A 17,190-nucleotide genomic window follows, 5' to 3' on the forward strand; every position below is an offset into this window, starting at 1 on the left:
CTCCTTTACTGCCTCGTTCTTGAGGTGATGTCTTGATCGACATCTCAACCGAAGAGATAGCGAAGTTGTTCCGAGAAAACAGAGGGGCAGCGGTCACGCCCGCGTGAGGGAACCGTGAAGTACCATAAATCGGAGAAATGCCGCTTATGGCCGGGGGCGAACCGGCAAAAAGCAGCTTATTCCATAGAATGTTAACAGATCACGCGTCGGAATTTTTCTCTTCGAGCGTAAGCCATTCTTCCTCGGCGGCCTCCAAGGCAGATTGACGTTCTGTCAACATATCCGTGGCCTTTTGGAACTTCACAGGCTCGCGGGTGAACAGCTCCGGATCGGACAAAAGCTCGCCCAATTTGGCGATCTCCGCCTCCAGCCGCTCGATCTCCGCAGGAAGGGCTTCGAGACGGTGCTTTTCGGTGAAGGACAGCTTGGATTTCGCCGCAGGCTTCGGTTCAGGCGCGGCAGGTGCCGCCGGTTTCTCGACCGGCTTCGGCGCGGTTTTCACAGCCGATACGGCAGGTTTCTCGCCGCGCTGTGCCCTATAATCCGTCCAGCCCCCCGCATAGACGAGCGCCTCGCCATCGCCCTCCATCGCCACCGTTTGCGTCGCCACACGGTCGATGAAATCACGGTCGTGCGAGACCAAAAGCACGGTACCCTCGAACTCCGTCAGCAGCTCTTGCAACAGGTCCAGAGTTTCGATGTCGAGATCGTTGGTCGGCTCGTCGAGCACCAAAAGGTTCGACGGTTTCGCCATGATCTTGGCCAGCAAAAGCCGCGCCTTTTCGCCCCCCGACAGCGACGCCACGGGCGCGCGGGCCTGGGCATCGGTGAAGAGAAATTCCTTGAGATAGCCGACCACATGTTTCGGCGTGCCGCGCACCATGACCTGATCGGCCTTGCCCGACACACGCATGTCCTTGTCGGAGGTCATCGCCTCCCAAAGCGTCAGATCATCGCGCAGATTCGAACGCGTCTGGTCAAAGACCGCCATTTCGAGTTTCGTGCCCAGTTTGACGCTGCCGCTGTCGGGCTCCATCTCGCCGGTGAGCATTTTCAACAGCGTCGTCTTGCCTGCCCCGTTCGGACCGACAAAAGCGATCCGGTCGCCGCGCGCCACTTTGATCGAGAGATCACGGACGATGATCTTGTCCTCGAACCTCTTGGAAATGTGATCGGCCTCGACCACGCGCTTGCCGGATTTCTCGGCGACTTCCAATTCCATCGCCGCCGTGCCTTGCCGTTTGATCTGGCCCGCACGCTCGGCGCGCAGGTCCTGAAGCGCACGCACCCGGCCTTGGTTGCGTTTGCGCCGGGCAGAGATGCCCTCGACCGCCCAACGCGCCTCGGCCTTGATCTTGCGATCCAACTTGTGGCGCTGCATGTCCTCGTCGTCCCAAACCTTGTCACGCCAGGTTTCGAAAGCTTCGAATCCTTCCTCCTGACGCCGCACCTGGCCGCGGTCGATCCAAAGCGTCGCGCGGGTAAGGTGATTGAGAAACGCCCGGTCGTGGGAGATCAGCACATAGGCGGTTTTCGTCGTGCGCAGCTCTTCTTCGAGCCAGGCGATGGCCTCGATGTCCAAATGGTTGGTCGGCTCATCGAGCAACATCAGCCCCGGCCCCTCGGCCAGAAGTTTCGCCAAAGCCGCCCGGCGCCGCTCGCCGCCCGAGGCGGTCTCAATCGGCGTGTCGGGGTTAAATTTCAGGCCCTCGGCGACCATATCGACCTTATAGGTCTCGCTTGGGTCCAGTTCGGAGGCGGCAAATTCGCCCAAAGTGGTGTACCCCGACAAATCCGGGTCCTGCTCCATATAGCCGACCGTGATCCCCGGCCCCAACACGCGGGCGCCCCTGTCGGCCTCGACGAGACCAGCCATGACCTTCATCAGCGTGGATTTGCCGGAGCCATTGCGGCCCACAAGAGCGACGCGGTCGCCCTCCTGGACCACAAGGTTCAGATCATCGAATACGGGATCGCCCCCAAAGGTGAGGGAAATGTCGGAGAGCTGTAAAACGGGTGCGCGTGCCATGCCGCCTGCGCTACTGTGAAGTGCTGCAAAGGTCAATATCAACTGCTGTGACACAGGCTGACACAAAAGCTGATTTGGGCTTTTTGAGCCCTGCGTCTAACCTTCCCGCATGTTCGATTATACCCTCCTCCACTGGACCACCTTCTTCTCCGCAGCCCTCGTGTTGAACCTCGCACCGGGGCCGGATTTTGCCTTTATCTTAGGCCAGACCTTTCGCGGCGGACGCCGCGCGGGCTTTGTCGCCATGTTCGGCATCTGGACCGGCGCCATGGTGCATGTGCTGATGGCCGCTCTCGGGTTGTCGGCCATTCTGATGACCTCGGCCACCGCCTTTGCCATCGTCAAATGGGTGGGCGCGGCGTATCTTTTGTGGCTCGGGATTTCCGCACTGCGCGCGAAAAGCGCGAGTTTCCTGCCAGATCAGACCGAAAAAGGCCCGAGTTTCACAGGCCCGAGTTTCCGGGTCGCCACAATCTTTCGCCAAGGCATGTTGACCAACATCCTCAACCCGAAAGTCGCGCTGTTTTTCCTCGCCTTCCTGCCGCAATTCGTGGTCGAGGGCGCAGGGCCGATCTCGGCGCAGCTTTTCCTACATGGCATCCTGATCATCTGCATCGCCGCCTTCATCGAACCGCCGCTCATCCTGATGGCGGATCGCCTCGGTCAGTCCCTGCGCCGCAGCAAACGGCTGGCGCTGTGGATGGAACGCTCCGTGGGTGCAATCTTTATCGCGCTGGGGCTGCGATTGGCACTGGATAAGCGCTGAGCCTTACCCCGCAACCGCCCGCAGCAGTTTCTTGCGCGCGGGCGGGATCGATTTGATCTCCACGCCGGTAAACACATGCATCGTGTTCAGTTCCGCGTCCACAACCGCGTGATCCGACACCCAACCGCCCATCATCAGATAGGTCTTGAGCAAAGGCGGCATTTTGAGCATCGCGCGACGTGCGTCCGGTTTGCGACGCAAACGCGCGGCATATTTAAAGACATTCGGCGCTTTGACCTTGGGCAGGAATCGTTTCGGGCCGAGGTGACGGTGTTTGAGCATCGCCAAGGCGTCCGCATGCTCTTTCCATTCCGTGCCATGGAACGAAGAGCAACCGAACAACAGATCGACCCCCTGCTCGTCCACATAACGCGTCATCGCCCCCCAGGCGACGCGCAGGATGTCCGGGTCGCGTGCCTCGGGATGGATGCAGAACCGGCCCATTTCGAGCATACGACCTTCGTAATCCGCCAAGCCGTCCAACCCGTAAAACTGCGCCGCATAGCTCTGCGCGATCTGCGCGCCGCCCTCGAGGTCCAAAAACCGATAGGTGCAGACAAGCCGCCCGCTCTTGCGCTCTTCGATCAAGACATGACGGCAAAGCGCATCGAAATCATCGGCCTCAAGCCCGTCTTCGCGCGCCATCGCCCCGGTGCCCGCCACGAAAGCCAGATAGCGCAACCGCTGCGCCGCTTCGATATCGGCACGGCTGTCCGCGAAACGCACCGTGTAACGGCCCTTCAAAAGCTTGAACATCGCCCGGATCCTTCCGCTTGTCCTAAACAGACTATGGGGTCGCCCCCTCTTGGCTGCAAGAATGGACGCAAGATATGTCGGTTTTTTGACGTCTTGCCCAACATCTTGCCCCACATCTTGCCCTGCGCCAAAGGCCGCCTATGTTTGACACAGCACAAAAAGGACTTTCGCCATGGCCAAAATCGAAAAAACAGACGCCGAATGGCGCGAAGAACTGGACCCGGAAACCTTCCGCGTCACCCGCCAAGCGGGCACCGAGCGTCCATTTTCGCATCCGGGCTTCCCGAAAACCCCCGGCGTTTTCACCTGTGCCTGCTGCGGCGCCGAATTGTTCGCGCAAGACAATAAATTCGAATCGCATTGCGGCTGGCCCTCGTTCGACGCCACAAAAGCGGGCGCGCCCGTGGCCGAAACCCGCGACACCACGCATGGCATGGTCCGCACCGAGGTGCATTGCGACGATTGCGGCGCGCATCTGGGCCATGTCTTCCCGGATGGTCCGCGCGAGACCACCGGCATGCGCTATTGCATCAACGGCGTCTCGATCCGTTTTCAACCGGATGACGGTGCGGTCGAGACCTGACGCCCCGCTTTTCCGTGGTTCAAATACTCACAAAAAAGCCGCCTCATGAGGCGGCTTTTCTCATGACGATCACAGATCGGTTTACTGCAACAATTGCTCGGCGGAGACATTGCCCAGGTTGCCAAAGAGCTGTTGCAGGAAGGTGATGCCCTGCACGCCGCCATCCGTCACTCGGCGCGACAACACGACAACGCGGCCCTGTTCCAGCCCGAAACGCTCGATATTGCTCACCCGGCCCCGCGCATCGAAAGAAATCGCCACCACCTGGCGGTCCACTTCTTTCGGCTCGAACGCGCCCAGATGACGGAATTGCGAGCGCACATAATACCAGGCAGCGCCATCGAGAATACCCTCGGTGCCCGGCGCGCCGATCTCTTCTGCAAGCGTCTCCTTGGTGTCGACACCCACGTCGATCTGCGCCAACTGGGCATCGGACGGCACGTAGCCATGATTGCGGAACTGCGCGACACAGGCCGTCAATGAAAACACGAGCACCAGCCCAAGCAGGGCCTTCACCAGAATGCCAAGCCCGGAAGATGCGGGTTTTTGCGGGAAAATGCGGTCGGCCATGTGCCCCCTCTTGCCTTGTGCGCGTGCGCCTCTTATCCGCTTATAGAAACAGTGCCCGACGTTCAAGGAGACATCGACTATGGGACATGACGGTTTGACCAGCTGGGGGGTGGAATTGCGCTTGCGTGATCTCTCCGACGCCCATGCGCATCCCTTTCGGCTCAAACCCACTTCCGAAGATCTGGAAGAAATGGCCGCCACTCTGGGCCTTTCTTCGGTCAAGAAAGTCAGCTTCGAGGGCAAGATGGTCCCGGTCGGCAAACGCGACTGGCGGCTTGAGGGCGTCTTGGGCGCCACGGTGGTGCAGCCCTGCGTGGCCACTTTGGCGCCGGTGACGACGCGCATCGACACGGAAGTGACCCGCACCTATCTGGCCGAACTCAAGGAAGAGCACGCGTCCGAGGAAGAGGTCGAGATGCCGGAGGACGAGACGACAGAGCCCCTGCCCGCCTCTCTTTTGCTGTCCGCCGTGGCCGAAGAGGCGCTGGCGCTCGCCGCACCGGATTATCCGCGCGTCGAAGGGGCCGAGCTGGCCGTCACGCAATTTACCGAATCTGGCAAAGAGGCGATGAGCGATGACGACGCCAAACCTTTCGCCAGTTTGAAAGCACTGCGCGACAAACTCGGCAAAGACGACACGTAAGCCCGCAAAAGACCTCCAAACGGGCCGAAACAGAGGGGAAATCAGGCGTTAACCCTCTGAAAACACAGGCGCGAACAAAAGACTTGCAAGATAGCGGAATCCGAGTATGTTCCCGGCCTCGCTTCCATGCATGTTTTCGCGCCTGATGCAGACAGGATCCGCAGTTTCGAGACCTTGGCACAAACCATGGTTTACACGCTGCTCACGAAGGCCTATGAAGCGCCAAAGTTTTGCCGGGCAAGAGGTCCGGAGATGAATGGGGGCAGCTGCCCCGCCCACCTGTGGCACAGGTCTTTATCGACCTTATGCCCTACAAACACCGAGGTTGAGACATGGCTGTCCCTCAGAATAAAATCACCCGCTCCAAGCGGAACATGCGCCGCGCTCACGACTCCCTGGTCGCTGGCAACCCGGCGGAATGCCCGAACTGTGGCGAGCTGAAACGCCCCCACCACGTCTGCGGCGCTTGCGGCCATTACGACGACCGTGAAGTCGTTGCTCAGGCCGACGAGATCGATCTCGACGAAGACGCAGCATAAGCGCAACTTTGTTTGACGTCTGACGCATGACCTCTTCTCAGCCTTCCGTTGATCCGATGTCCGCCGCTTCCGCGGAGACCGAGGCCCAACGCAAAGGCCGTTTGGGGGCGCGTGCGGGCGTGAAAGTGACGCTTTCGGTCGACGCCATGGGCGGAGATCGTGGACCGGCGACCGTGGTCGCCGGTATTGCGCGTTCAGCCTCCAAAAATCCCGATCTCAACTTCATCCTCCACGGCCCCGCCGCGGAGCTTGAAAAGCTCGTGCGCAAACGCCGCGTGCTGCGGGATCGTGTCGAGATCAGGGATGTGCCGGGCGTCGTCACCATGGACGAAAAGCCCAGCCAGGCCATGCGCCGCACCGACACCTCGATGCGCTCCGCCATCGATGCGGTGAAAGACGGCGCGGCTCAGGCCTGTGTGTCTTGCGGCAACACCGGTGCTTTGATGGCCACCTCGATGATCCGCCTGCGCAAGCTCGACGGCATCAACCGGCCTGCGATTGCCTGCCTCTGGCCCTCGCGCAACGATCAGGGCTTCAACGTCATGTTGGACGTGGGCGCCGACATTCGCGCCGATGCCCGTGACCTGCTGCAATACGCCATGATGGGCGCCTCTTATGCGCGCAACGGGCTTGGCCTCGATGTGCCGCGTGTCGGACTTTTGAACGTCGGCACCGAAGAGCACAAAGGCCGCGCGGAACTCAAAGAGGCCAACGATCTGATCACCAATGCGGCCCAGATCGGCGGCTATGATTTCAAAGGCTTCGTCGAAGGTGGCGACATCCCCGGTGACCGGGTCGATGTGATCGTCACCGATGGCTTCACCGGCAATATCGCGCTGAAAACCGGCGAAGGCACCGCGAAACTTGTGGGCGATTTTCTGAAAGAGGCCTTTAAAGCCACGCCTTTGTCGCGCATCGCCGCACTTTTGGCGCTGACCTCCCTGAAACGTCTGCAAAAACGAATCGACCCGCGCCGCGTCAACGGCGGCGTGTTCCTGGGCCTCAAGGGCACCGTGGTCAAATCGCATGGCTCGGCGGACGCGACCGGCGTCTCCGCCGCCATCAAACTGGCCTATGAACTGGCCTCTACCGGGTTCACCGAACGTTTGGCCGCACGGGTTGCATCCGCCGACGCCTCGGCGCAAAATGACCCAACGTCATAAATAACAAAAAGGCTTAGCCGCCATGACAATCCGGGCAGTCGTCACCGGCGTGGGTCACTACCTCCCCGCACGCGTGGTCGAAAACGCAGAGTTCGAACAAACCCTCGACACGACAGACGAATGGATTCGGACGCGCTCCGGCATCGAACGCCGTCATTTCGCAGCCGAGGGCGAAACCACCTCGATGCTCGGCGCCGCCGCCGCGCGCGCCGCGTTGGAAGATGCCGGGATTGACACCTCCGAGATCGACGCGGTGATCGTCGCCACCTCGACGCCCGATCTCACCTTTCCCTCGGTCGCCACGATGATCCAGAACGAACTGGGCATGAGCTGCGGCTTTGCCTTCGACGTTCAGGCCGTCTGCGCCGGGTTCATCTACGCGCTCTCCAATGCCAACGCCCAGATCGTTTCCGGTCAGGCGAAAAAGGTGCTGGTGATCGGCGCGGAGACCTTTAGCCGCATCATGGATTGGGAAGACCGCGCCACCTGCGTGCTCTTTGGCGATGGCGCCGGTGCTCTGGTGCTCGAAGCCCAAGAGGGTGCCGGTACGCCCGAAGATCGCGGCATTCTCGCGGTCGATCTGAATTCCGACGGCCAATATAAAGACATGCTCTATGTCGATGGCGGCGTCTCCACCACCGGGACTGCGGGCAAACTGCGGATGCAGGGCAATGCGCTCTTCCGTCAGGCCGTGCAGAAACTCGCCTCCACCGCCGAAACCGCGATTGAAAAAGCCGGGCTCAGCTCCGACGACATCGACTGGATCGTGCCGCATCAGGCCAATATCCGCATCATCGAGGGCACCGCGAAGAAACTCGGTCATGCGATGGATCAGGTTGTCGTCACCGTGCAGGATCACGGCAACACCTCCGCCGCCTCCATTCCCTTGGCCATGTCCGTGGGCGTCGCACGCGGTCAGATCAAAAAGGGCGATCTTTGCGTCGCCGAGGCGATCGGGGGCGGTCTGGCCTGGGGTGCGGTGGTCATCCGCTGGTGAAACAGGTCTCTCAGGTTAGGTTTACCTGACCTAGGAGACAGGTTCGCGCGCCTCAAGACCTCGGCCCAAGTCATTGATATTGACGCAAGCTTGGCAAACTGCCACTGTCGCTCCAACCTATAGAAACAGGGGGAGAGATATGAGCAAGACTTTGACACGTATGGACCTGAGCGAAGCCGTGTTTCGCGAGGTGGGCCTGAGCCGAAATGAATCCGCCACGCTGGTCGAAAGCGTGCTCGCCCATATTTCCGACGCGCTCGTCGAGGGCGAAACCGTCAAAATCTCCTCCTTCGGGACTTTCTCCGTGCGCGCCAAATCCGAACGCGTGGGCCGCAACCCGAAGACCGGCGACGAGGCCCCGATCCCGGCGCGCCGCGTGCTGACCTTCCGCCCGTCGCATCTCATGAAAGATCGGGTTGCCGACGGCAACAAAGCGTAAGAACAACAGCTAAGGCTTTGATGACACATGGATAAATCACCGGACGCCTTCCGCACCATCAGCGAGGTTGCCGATTGGCTCGACACGCCAGCCCATGTGCTGCGCTTTTGGGAGAGCCGCTTTACCCAGGTCAAACCGGTCAAACGCGCCGGCGGGCGGCGGTATTATCGCCCCGCCGATATGGCGCTTTTGGGCGGCATCAAAAAGCTGTTGCACGATGACGGTATGACCATTCGCGGCGTGCAGAAACTTCTGCGCGAACATGGCGTTAAATATGTCGCCTCGCTGTCGCCGATCATCGAGGGCGTTGCTCCGATCACGGCGCCGACACCGCCCAACACACCGATTCCCTCCGCGCCGATTCCTTCCGCCCCCGTCCCGCCCGCGCCGATGGCCGAAATGGTGCCGCAAGACGACGATCCGATCGGTTTTGGGGCAGAGACCACAGCTCCGCCGGAAACCGTTGTGCCTTTTGCGCGCCCCGAAGCGGCGCCTCTGCCGGAACCGACGGAGAACTCTGAGCCCGCGCCCGAGCCTGTCGAAGACCTCGCCGAAGACACGAGCCCCACGACAGAGAGTTTCGCCCCCCATGGCTTTGAACCGCCTGCGCATGTTCAAGAGGACAGTGTCGAACTGCCAGAGGTGGCGTTGAATGTCCCGGAGGCTCCGCCCTCTGATTTTGCCGACAGCTATGCCGCTGCGGAGCCTGAGACACCGGATCAGCCCGAGCCGGTTCTGACCTCGGACTCTGATCCCGTTGCGGAAGCCCTTTTCGATATGAACGCCACGCCGGAGCCTGCAGCGCCGGAACCGCCGCAAGACGCCTTGCCGGGTCAGGCCGCCTTCGATTTCGACATGTCGCCCCCTGCGATGGATGGGACGTCCGGTGAGGCCACAGAGGTGCTGCCGCCGATTGCCGCCGAAGACGACCAATTTGCGACGGAATTTCCGCCGTTTGAGGCCGAGATGCCGCCCGCCGTCGACACCCCGGACGCGCCCTTTGTCGATGTGCCGGAGCCCGCGTTCGATGTGGCACCCGAAGAGGTCGCGGAGGACATCACGCTCCCCGATCTTCCGGCCGATCTTCCGGCCGATCTTCCGGCCGATCACCCCTCCGAGCCGGAGGCACCCTTCGTTGCAACCGAATTCCGACCGACACCGCTCGGCGTCGGGCTCGACCTGCCCGCGGACCTCGATGATGACGATCCGCAGCTTACCCCGACCGCGGGCGTTCTCGGTCAGCTCAACCGCAGGCATCTCACCGCCCTGACCGCGCAGGAGCTTCAGGCCCTGGTCGCCCGGGTCGAAACTCTGCGGGATCGCTTGGCCAGTTGACGGTTCTACGTGTGGATGACACTGGATCGGGGATTTCCAAGTTCATCGCAGAATTTGCGAAAATAGCCCTTGCCCCCAGCACGGAAATCACTATTTAGGTCTCCACGTCGGGCTATAGCGCAGCCTGGTAGCGCGTCCGTCTGGGGGACGGAAGGTCGCAGGTTCGAGTCCTGCTAGCCCGACCAATATACACTCAAAACCGCTCGCAACCCTCTGGGCTTGCGGGCGGTTTTGCGTTATGCCGGGGGCCAAACCGGAAACCGGTAGAACAAGCCTGAAAGAGGGGTGGAGGGACGAAAATGGGTGTAGAGCTGGGTGTATTGGCGGATCATGCCATTCGCGAGATGCTGACGCGCGGCGAGATTACCGCCGCCCCGGAGGTGATCGACGCACAAGTCCAACCCGCCTCTTTGGACCTTCGTCTGGGCACCCGCGCCTGGCGGGTGCGCGCCTCGTTTCTTGCGGGGGCTGGCCGGAGCGTCAAAGAGCGCCTCGAAGAATTCGAAATGCATCAGATCGATCTGTCCGAGGGGGCCGTGCTCGAAAAAGGCTGCGTCTATGTCGTGCCTTTGATGGAAAGCCTGTCGCTGCCGGAGGGGATTCAGGCCGTCGCCAACGCCAAAAGCTCGACCGGGCGGCTGGATTTGTTGACCCGCTTGATCACCGACGAAGGCGTGGAATTCGACCGTATCGCACCGGGGTATGACGGCCCGCTTTATGCCGAGATTTGCCCCCGCTCCTTTTCGGTGCTGGTGCGTCCGGGGATGCGGCTCAATCAGGTGCGGTTTCGCGCCGGTCAGGCGCAGCTGAGCGACGAAGAACTCACCGCGCTTCATCAAGACAGCCCGCTGGTGGACGGCCCCGCCGTGATCGATCAGGGGCTTGGGTTCTCTGTCGATCTCGAACCCGCAGAGAGCGATCTCGTTGGCTACCGGGCCAAGCCGCACACCGGCGTGATTGATCTCGACAACATCGGGCATTACGACCCCGCGGAGTATTGGGAGCCGATCTATTCCAAGACCGGTCAGATCATCCTCGACCCCGGCGCCTTCTACATTCTGGTGAGCCGCGAAGCTGTGCATATCCCGCCGGATTACGCCGCCGAAATGGCGCCCTACCTTGCCATGGTGGGCGAATTCCGGGTGCATTACGCGGGCTTTTTCGATCCCGGCTTTGGCAATGTCGATGCGGGCGGCGCGGGTGCGCGTGGTGTTTTGGAAGTGCGCTGTCACGAGGCGCCCTTTGTCCTTGAGCACGGTCAGATCGTCGGGCGGCTGGTCTATGAGCGGATGCAAAGCCGACCGGATCGGCTTTATGGCGCTGATCTGGCCTCGAATTATCAGGGTCAGGGCCTGAAGCTGTCGAAACATTTCCGCAGCTGATCCGTAGCTTCTTAGAAAGCCGTGTTTAATGCAACGCCGCGGCTTTCGGTCGATAGTCCGCAATCGTTTTCGACTGTGCCCCACTTCCGGGCGCGTTGTGACACAACACCCGGTTGCGGCCCTGAGACTTGGCGGCATAAAGCGCCGTATCGGCCTTTTGGATCGCTTGTTCAAGGCTTTCTGTCCCATCGGCGGTATAGATCGCCACGCCGATCGACAGGGTCACAGGCTCCCTCTGGCCATCCTTTTCCCAGCTGATATGAGAGGCGACAGCCGCTCGCAGCACCTGCGCCATATTCATGGTTTGCTCAAGATTGGCGCCCGGCAGCAAGATGAGAAACTCCTCACCGCCCCAGCGCGCCACAAGATCAGAGGGGCGCAACTTGCTTTGCAGTTTCTTACCAAGCTCACTGAGCACAGCATCGCCGGTCATATGGCCGACCGTATCGTTCACCCGTTTGAAATGGTCAATATCAGCCAAGAGCACCCCGACCGTCTCCATGCGCCCGTCGGCAACCGTGTGTTGGTCGATATAGGCCCGCACGGCGCGGCGGTTCAACAGTCCGGTCAGAGGGTCCCGGCGCGCCTGCCTGTGCATTTCGCGTGACAGGCCGCGCCGTTCGCGTTCAATCCGCTCAAAGATCGGACCCGCCGCCAAAAGGATCACAAGAGACAGCCAGAACACAGCGGAGAGAAGCGCGCCAGCCAGCCCTGTGTCATCAGGACCATGAAACACCACGCCGAGAAAGAACACACCCACGGTCGCAGCCGTCGCCTGACGGCGTGCCATACGCCCCCAAGGCGTTTCACTCAGAAAGGGCCGTAACAGCGGGGTGCGAAAAAAGACAAAAAGCTGCGAGAGCCCAGCGAGGCTGAGCAAAACAAGTGTCGGGGGCGACATCGCGCCGTAGCCGCTCGGCATATCGAAGAAATAGGAAAACATCGCATGGCTGACAGGGACAAGGCCCAGAACCGTCACCACGAAAGCCACCGTCGAGGCGCGTCCCCGCATAAGGGCGCCGAGGCTGAACAGCCCCAAAGAGAGCGCCGTATTGGCGCCCATAGAGATCCCGACCGACGGTGCATCGCGATAAAATGTCATCGCGAGACCCGAGAGTGGTGCGGATTTCAGGAGGAAAATTTCCGCCAAACGGGTGACACAGATCATCAGGACCAGAGCGAAAAGCCCGCGCCGCCACCAGGTCTGCACCTTAAAGGGGCTGCGCCGGAGAATGGCAAAGCTGAAGATGCAGATTGAAAGGATGCTGAGTGGATGTGGTCCGTTGCCTTTGGAGAGAAACACCATCGGAACATGACCGGAAAATTCGCTCAGAGCAATGAGAAGAGCAATCGACAGAGCCGAGAGGGCCAACACGGATTGGACATACAACAGAAAAAGCGCTGGCCGATACGCCGTCACGCGGTGCCCCATGCTGGCGGACAGCGCTGTCACGGTTTCTCTCCTTTGGTCTCTTCCAGGCGTCTCATGATCCGACCTCCTCGTCCTTTCAAAACGTGGCAATGTCGTCCTTGGCAGGCGCAACGCGGATACACCTGTCCTTCAAACGGAAAAACAAACGCAGCCGCAGTAGTTTTATAGACAATTCGGCCTTCTATGGCATATTTTTCAAGGAGTGTTGGGGGAAACGATTAAAATAAACTGAAGAATTGAGCAAAGTTTAACAAAAAAAGCCCATCGCTCTCAAAACATGAGCTTTGGTTTTCTCATCCAAGCCTCGGACACATCTGTATCGAGGAGCCCGGCGAGCTTCACCTTTGTCGCGTTTGAGATCAAGGAAGGCGGTTAGAACTTGCCAATGCGGCGTCCCATACGGGCGAATTGGCGTGCATTTTTCGCGGCTTTCTTGCCCTGCGCGGCCATCCGGGCCTGATCTTTCGTTTGCTGGCGTTGCTCCTCTTCGGTCAGCACCGCCTCATCACCGGGTTTGCGTCGCTTGGCCAGTGCCGAAGACCCTGCATCGATCCCGGCATTCACCCCCTTGTTCACGAGGGTGCGGATCACGCGGTTGATGACCATATTGATCAGTCTGTCCAAATTCATGTCGCATCGCCTTTTGGCTCGAGTGGTGCGCAGAGCGCCATTTCCTAACGTGTATACCACATAAAAATGAAATGCGCCCTTTCCACGTCACAAAGATGAAAACCTGCGGCACAAATTCCTGTGAGGATCAGGATTCATCTTCAAACAGATCGTCCTGATCGTCCTCTTCATCGCGCTCATCCAGCCCCGGCATCGGACGGCTTTCCAAAAGACCGGCGGCCCGCAGCTCCTTGACCCCCGGCAGATCGCGCGCGCTCTCAAGCCCGAAGTGGTCGAGGAATTGCGCGGTCACCACATAGGTCACGGGCCGTCCGGGGCTCATGCGGCGGCGCCCGAACCGGATCCATTCCAGCTCCATGAGCTGATCCAAGGTGCCACGCGACACGGAGACGCCGCGGATTTCCTCGATCTCGGCGCGGGTGCAGGGTTGGTGATAGGAGATGATCGCCAGCGTCTCGATCGCCGCACGGCTGAGCTTGCGCGTCTCAACCGTTTCTTTTTGCATCAGAAAACCAAGGTCCGGCGCGGTGCGCAAAGCCCAATTGTCGCCCACACGCACCACCCGCACGCCGCGCCCCTCGTAGCGTTTCTGCAATTGCTCCAAGGCCGCTTTCGGTTCACAGCCATGCGGCATCCGGGCGGCAAGATCGGTGAGGCTCACGGGATCGGCGGAGGCGAAAAGCACCGCTTCGACCATGCGCTCCTGCTCCGCCAAAGGCGGCGCCTCGAACAGGCTTTCCTCTTGTGCAACCTCTGCCTGATCGTCCGACATGTTATCTCCGTCTCGCTTTGATCTGAATGGGCGCGAAGGTGCCGCCCTGACGCAATTCGATCTGGCCCTGTTTCGCCAGCTCCAAAGAGGCCGCGAATGTCGCCGCTGTGGCCGAGCGCCGTTTTTTGGGGTCCAATTCCCACCCCTCAGGCAGGTAGGACGACAGATCCGCCCAGTCCACCGCGAAAGGAATGAGCCCCCGCATCCGTTCCAGCGCCTGTTCCATCGACAGGATCGCCTCGCGGTCCATCACGAAGGGGCGAAATTCGTCTTTCGTCCGCACCCGTGCGTAGGCCTGCATCAGGTCCAAAAGCGTCGCCGTATAGGTCACATTGCGCAGGCGCTGGACCTCTTCGGGGATGCCGCGCACGAAAAAATCGCGGCCCTTCTGGTCGCGCGCCATGAGTTTGGCGGCCGCGTCCCGCATCGCCTCCAAACGCTGCAACTGAAAGGCAAGATGCGCGGCCAGTTCTTCGCCCGAGGGGCCCTCGTCCGTCGGATCGGGCGGCAACAAAAGCCGCGATTTCAGGAACGCCAGCCAAGCCGCCATCACCAGATAGTCGGCGGCCAGTTCGATCCTAAGCTCCTTGGCCTTCTCGACGAAGATCAGATATTGCTGCGCCAAATGCAGGATCGAGATTTTCATCAAATCGACCTTCTGCGTGCGCGACAATTGCAGGAGCAAATCCAAAGGGCCCTCGAAACCGTCGACATCCACGATCAAAGCCTCAGCGGCGAGACGGTCCTCGACGCTGAGAATATCGCTGAGATCGAATTGGTCGTTGTCGGCCATCGGATGCCTTCGGGTTGCGAAATTACGTTCTGGAAAACTCTTCCGCCAGCGCATTGATGTCAATGGGCGTGTAGGCCGGGCGGCGGGCAATGGCGCGGTCTGCGCGGGCCTGTGCCGCCTCCGACATCTCTCCCAGCCGTGCGATCTCCTGCATCTCCGTGAGATCGCCATTGCAATGCAGAACCATGTCGCAGCCTGCCGCAAGCGCCGTTTCGCCGCGTTCCAACACGGTGCCCGCAAGCGCGCCCATGGAAATGTCGTCGGTCATCAAAAGCCCGTCAAAGCCGATCTCGTCGCGGATCACCCGGATCGCTTTCGGGCTTTGCGTGGCGGGTCGTTCAGGGTCGATGGCATCGAGGATGATATGCGCGCTCATCCCCATCGACAGATCGCTCAGCGCCTCGAAGGGGGCGAAATCCTCGGCCAGGTCCGCGCGCGAAGCGGTGACGCGTGGCAGGCCCTTATGGCTGTCCACCGTGCCGCGCCCGTGGCCGGGCAGATGTTTCATCACTGGCGACACGCCGCCTGCGGCCATGCCTTCGACCAAGGCGCGGCCCATGCGAGCCACCATGCCGTGATCCTCGGAGAAACAGCGGTTTTTCAGGAAAGGATGGGTCTCATCGCGGGCCACATCGAGGCCGGGCACACAGTTCACGTCGATGCCCGCGCGGAACAAATCCTCGGCCAATAACCGCCCCCTGAGCCACAGAGCGCGGTCGGGGTCCTTTGCTGTCAGGACCTGATCCAAAGGCGGCAGGAATTCACGCCAATGCGGCGCGCGCATCCGCTGCACCCGGCCGCCCTCTTGGTCGATCAGCACCGGCGCATGCCAGCCAACGGCCTCCCGCAGATCAGAGGTCAGTGCGCGCAGTTGATCGGGTGTGTCGACATTGCGGGCGAAAAGGATAAAGCCCCAGGGCTGCGCCTCACGGAAAAACGCCGCCTCCGAGGGAGACAGCGTCAGAGTTTCGCACCCGAAAATGTAAGCGCCCTGCCCTCGATCCAGTCCCATCGCCTTAGCGCTGAACGGTCGGCACACAGGCCGCGTTCATCGCGGTCAAAGCGGCACAGAAGCGGTTGGCGTCAGACGCATCGGCAAAGCCATAGGCGCGCAGGCGGTAAAAAGATTTACCGCCGCTTTCCGCCTGTTCGATCACGCGGGTTTTGCCCTCCATCAGCTCTTCGAACCGGCCCGAGAGACGGGTCCATTCGCTGCGCGCGATGTCTTCGGACTGAAACGCGCCGAATTGCACCAGACGCGATCCCGCGGGCACCTCAGAGGGCGTCATCTCATTCACGCCACCGATCGCAGCCAGAATATCGCCCGCAACCCCATCGAGGCTCGCGGCATCCGTGCGTGTCGTGGAGGTGGTCGCGGATTGCGCCAGAGAGGCCAGTCGCACCGGACGCGGTTTCGGGATTGGCGAGATCATCACATCGGTTGTGGCCATGTCTTCCGCCATATCCTCGACAGAGGCGGCCAGATCCTCGACACTTTGAAGCTCAAGCGGGTCTTCGTTCACCGCGACTTGCTCAAGCGCCTCAGGAGCGGCCTCCAACGCGAAAGCATCATTCGACGGCTCGTAGGACGACAACACCGGCTGAACCTCCGACATCGGTTGATCTTCATCTGTCAGGCTGGCCGTGGCAGGCGCCAGAACATAGCGATCCGCAGGGGCCGCCGCAGAGCCATCGGCGGTGACGGAATTGACCGCGAGGCCCTGATGCATCGCAAGTTGGCCGCCCGGATCATCGGGCAAAAGCCGCGCCGAGCCTTCGAGCGCGCGGATAACCGGCACGCCGGTCACATCGCGCACCATCAGCTTATAGCCCCAAATACCGAGGCCCAGGATCAGCGCCAGAGAGACGAGTGCGCCGCCGATCTGCGCGGGACCAAGATGCGGACGGGCCGCAGCCTCCGTCTCCGCTGCGCCGTCGGGGGTTCCGAGCGCGTCGTAGACATAGGCGGGTCCCGCCTCGTAGCTGGCGCGCGGGTCTTGGAACCCCTGTGCCATATGGCTGTAATCTTGCGACGCGGCGCGGTCCGACTGTGGCGGAAAGTGCACATTCTCGTTGGAAAACAACCGATCCGCATCCGGCGCGCCGGCCAGCCCGGGGTGGCTGTGACCGCCATAATGGCCCTGCCGCGAGACTTGCGGCTCGGGTCTTTGCCAATGATAGTCACGGGGATTTTCACGAGAAGTGAAGCCGCGATCCTGCGCCTGCGCATAGGGGGAACCGGGGCCGTTATAAACGTCCTGCATAGTCTTCGCCTCGTTCTTTTCCCGCTTGTTTTCTGCGGGTTATCGTCTGCTCTTGAGAGGCCGCGTGAGGATCTTTTGCCCTCGTTTCAGATGCGGC

The 17,190-nt window shown here is 60.9% G+C and carries 18 protein-coding genes and 1 tRNA gene; 10 read left to right on the forward strand and 9 right to left on the reverse strand.

Going from position 1 to position 17,190, the window contains the following annotated elements; all coding sequences use genetic code 11:
• Positions 1-199: 199 nt before the first annotated feature.
• Complete coding sequence (locus HCZ23_RS04210) at positions 200-2,029, reverse strand: ABC-F family ATP-binding cassette domain-containing protein (RefSeq protein WP_167600463.1); 1,830 nt, start codon at positions 2,027-2,029, stop codon at positions 200-202.
• Between the two features lie 109 nt (positions 2,030-2,138).
• Here HCZ23_RS04210 and HCZ23_RS04215 point away from each other — a divergent pair, with 109 nt between their 5' ends.
• The gene (locus HCZ23_RS04215; protein WP_167600464.1) at positions 2,139-2,795 is read left to right on the forward strand and encodes a LysE family translocator; all 657 of its coding nucleotides are present in this window, start codon (positions 2,139-2,141) and stop codon (positions 2,793-2,795) included.
• A 3-nt stretch (positions 2,796-2,798) separates the two neighbouring features.
• Here the strand turns inward: HCZ23_RS04215 and HCZ23_RS04220 are convergent, their stop codons facing one another.
• Positions 2,799-3,551 carry a GNAT family N-acetyltransferase gene (locus HCZ23_RS04220; protein ID WP_167600465.1) on the reverse strand — a complete coding sequence of 251 codons (753 nt, stop codon included), beginning with the start codon at positions 3,549-3,551 and terminating at the stop codon, positions 2,799-2,801.
• 172 nt (positions 3,552-3,723) lie between these two features.
• Here HCZ23_RS04220 and msrB point away from each other — a divergent pair, with 172 nt between their 5' ends.
• Entirely contained in the window at positions 3,724-4,134 is a 411-nt protein-coding gene (msrB, locus tag HCZ23_RS04225; protein WP_167600466.1) for a peptide-methionine (R)-S-oxide reductase MsrB, read from the forward strand.
• Between the two features lie 81 nt (positions 4,135-4,215).
• Here msrB and HCZ23_RS04230 read toward each other — a convergent pair whose 3' ends face one another.
• The gene (locus HCZ23_RS04230; protein WP_167600467.1) at positions 4,216-4,704 is read right to left on the reverse strand and encodes an outer membrane protein assembly factor BamE; all 489 of its coding nucleotides are present in this window, start codon (positions 4,702-4,704) and stop codon (positions 4,216-4,218) included.
• Between the two features lie 79 nt (positions 4,705-4,783).
• On the opposite strand from HCZ23_RS04230, the gene HCZ23_RS04235 reads away from it, so the two are divergent.
• The 8 genes from HCZ23_RS04235 to HCZ23_RS04270 all read left to right on the forward strand — a co-directional run bounded on the left by HCZ23_RS04235 (position 4,784) and on the right by HCZ23_RS04270 (position 11,202).
• Positions 4,784-5,347, forward strand: coding sequence for a YceD family protein (locus HCZ23_RS04235; protein WP_167600468.1), 564 nt, complete (start codon positions 4,784-4,786; stop codon positions 5,345-5,347).
• A 332-nt stretch (positions 5,348-5,679) separates the two neighbouring features.
• Positions 5,680-5,886: a 50S ribosomal protein L32 gene (gene rpmF, locus HCZ23_RS04240; protein WP_066599808.1), complete on the forward strand. Its 207-nt coding sequence runs from the start codon at positions 5,680-5,682 to the stop codon at positions 5,884-5,886.
• A gap of 56 nt (positions 5,887-5,942) precedes the next feature.
• Positions 5,943-7,049 carry a phosphate acyltransferase PlsX gene (gene plsX, locus HCZ23_RS04245; RefSeq protein ID WP_167600469.1) on the forward strand — a complete coding sequence of 369 codons (1,107 nt, stop codon included), beginning with the start codon at positions 5,943-5,945 and terminating at the stop codon, positions 7,047-7,049.
• Between the two features lie 22 nt (positions 7,050-7,071).
• Complete coding sequence (locus tag HCZ23_RS04250) at positions 7,072-8,046, forward strand: beta-ketoacyl-ACP synthase III (RefSeq protein WP_167600470.1); 975 nt, start codon at positions 7,072-7,074, stop codon at positions 8,044-8,046.
• Positions 8,047-8,185: 139 nt separating this feature from the next.
• A complete protein-coding gene (gene ihfA / locus HCZ23_RS04255) occupies positions 8,186-8,485 on the forward strand; it encodes an integration host factor subunit alpha (RefSeq protein WP_167600471.1) in 300 nt (99 codons plus the stop codon).
• Between the two features lie 27 nt (positions 8,486-8,512).
• A complete protein-coding gene (locus tag HCZ23_RS18045; protein ID WP_254869922.1) occupies positions 8,513-9,820 on the forward strand; it encodes a MerR family transcriptional regulator in 1,308 nt (435 codons plus the stop codon).
• Between the two features lie 108 nt (positions 9,821-9,928).
• Positions 9,929-10,005 (forward strand) — tRNA-Pro (locus HCZ23_RS04265).
• A 114-nt stretch (positions 10,006-10,119) separates the two neighbouring features.
• On the forward strand, positions 10,120-11,202 hold the full coding sequence (locus HCZ23_RS04270) for a 2'-deoxycytidine 5'-triphosphate deaminase (protein ID WP_167600472.1): 1,083 nt from the start codon (positions 10,120-10,122) through the stop codon (positions 11,200-11,202).
• A 25-nt stretch (positions 11,203-11,227) separates the two neighbouring features.
• On the opposite strand, the gene HCZ23_RS04275 is transcribed toward HCZ23_RS04270, so the two are convergent.
• The 6 genes from HCZ23_RS04275 to HCZ23_RS04300 all read right to left on the reverse strand — a co-directional run bounded on the left by HCZ23_RS04275 (position 11,228) and on the right by HCZ23_RS04300 (position 17,093).
• The gene (locus HCZ23_RS04275) at positions 11,228-12,655 is read right to left on the reverse strand and encodes a GGDEF domain-containing protein (protein WP_167600473.1); all 1,428 of its coding nucleotides are present in this window, start codon (positions 12,653-12,655) and stop codon (positions 11,228-11,230) included.
• Positions 12,656-13,006: 351 nt separating this feature from the next.
• Entirely contained in the window at positions 13,007-13,264 is a 258-nt protein-coding gene (locus HCZ23_RS04280) for a hypothetical protein (protein ID WP_167600474.1), read from the reverse strand.
• A 127-nt stretch (positions 13,265-13,391) separates the two neighbouring features.
• A complete protein-coding gene (gene scpB, locus HCZ23_RS04285) occupies positions 13,392-14,036 on the reverse strand; it encodes an SMC-Scp complex subunit ScpB (RefSeq protein WP_167600475.1) in 645 nt (214 codons plus the stop codon).
• Position 14,037: 1 nt separating this feature from the next.
• The gene (locus HCZ23_RS04290) at positions 14,038-14,829 is read right to left on the reverse strand and encodes a ScpA family protein (RefSeq protein ID WP_167600476.1); all 792 of its coding nucleotides are present in this window, start codon (positions 14,827-14,829) and stop codon (positions 14,038-14,040) included.
• A 22-nt stretch (positions 14,830-14,851) separates the two neighbouring features.
• Positions 14,852-15,841 carry a glycoside hydrolase family 3 protein gene (locus HCZ23_RS04295; RefSeq protein ID WP_167600477.1) on the reverse strand — a complete coding sequence of 330 codons (990 nt, stop codon included), beginning with the start codon at positions 15,839-15,841 and terminating at the stop codon, positions 14,852-14,854.
• A 4-nt stretch (positions 15,842-15,845) separates the two neighbouring features.
• Positions 15,846-17,093, reverse strand: a complete 1,248-nt coding sequence (locus HCZ23_RS04300; protein ID WP_167600478.1) for an SPOR domain-containing protein — start codon at positions 17,091-17,093, stop codon at positions 15,846-15,848.
• Between the last annotated feature and the right edge of the window lie 97 nt (positions 17,094-17,190).

It is taken from the genome of Celeribacter sp. HF31, assembly GCF_011806455.1.
In the GTDB taxonomy this organism is placed as follows: Bacteria; Pseudomonadota; Alphaproteobacteria; order Rhodobacterales; family Rhodobacteraceae; genus Celeribacter.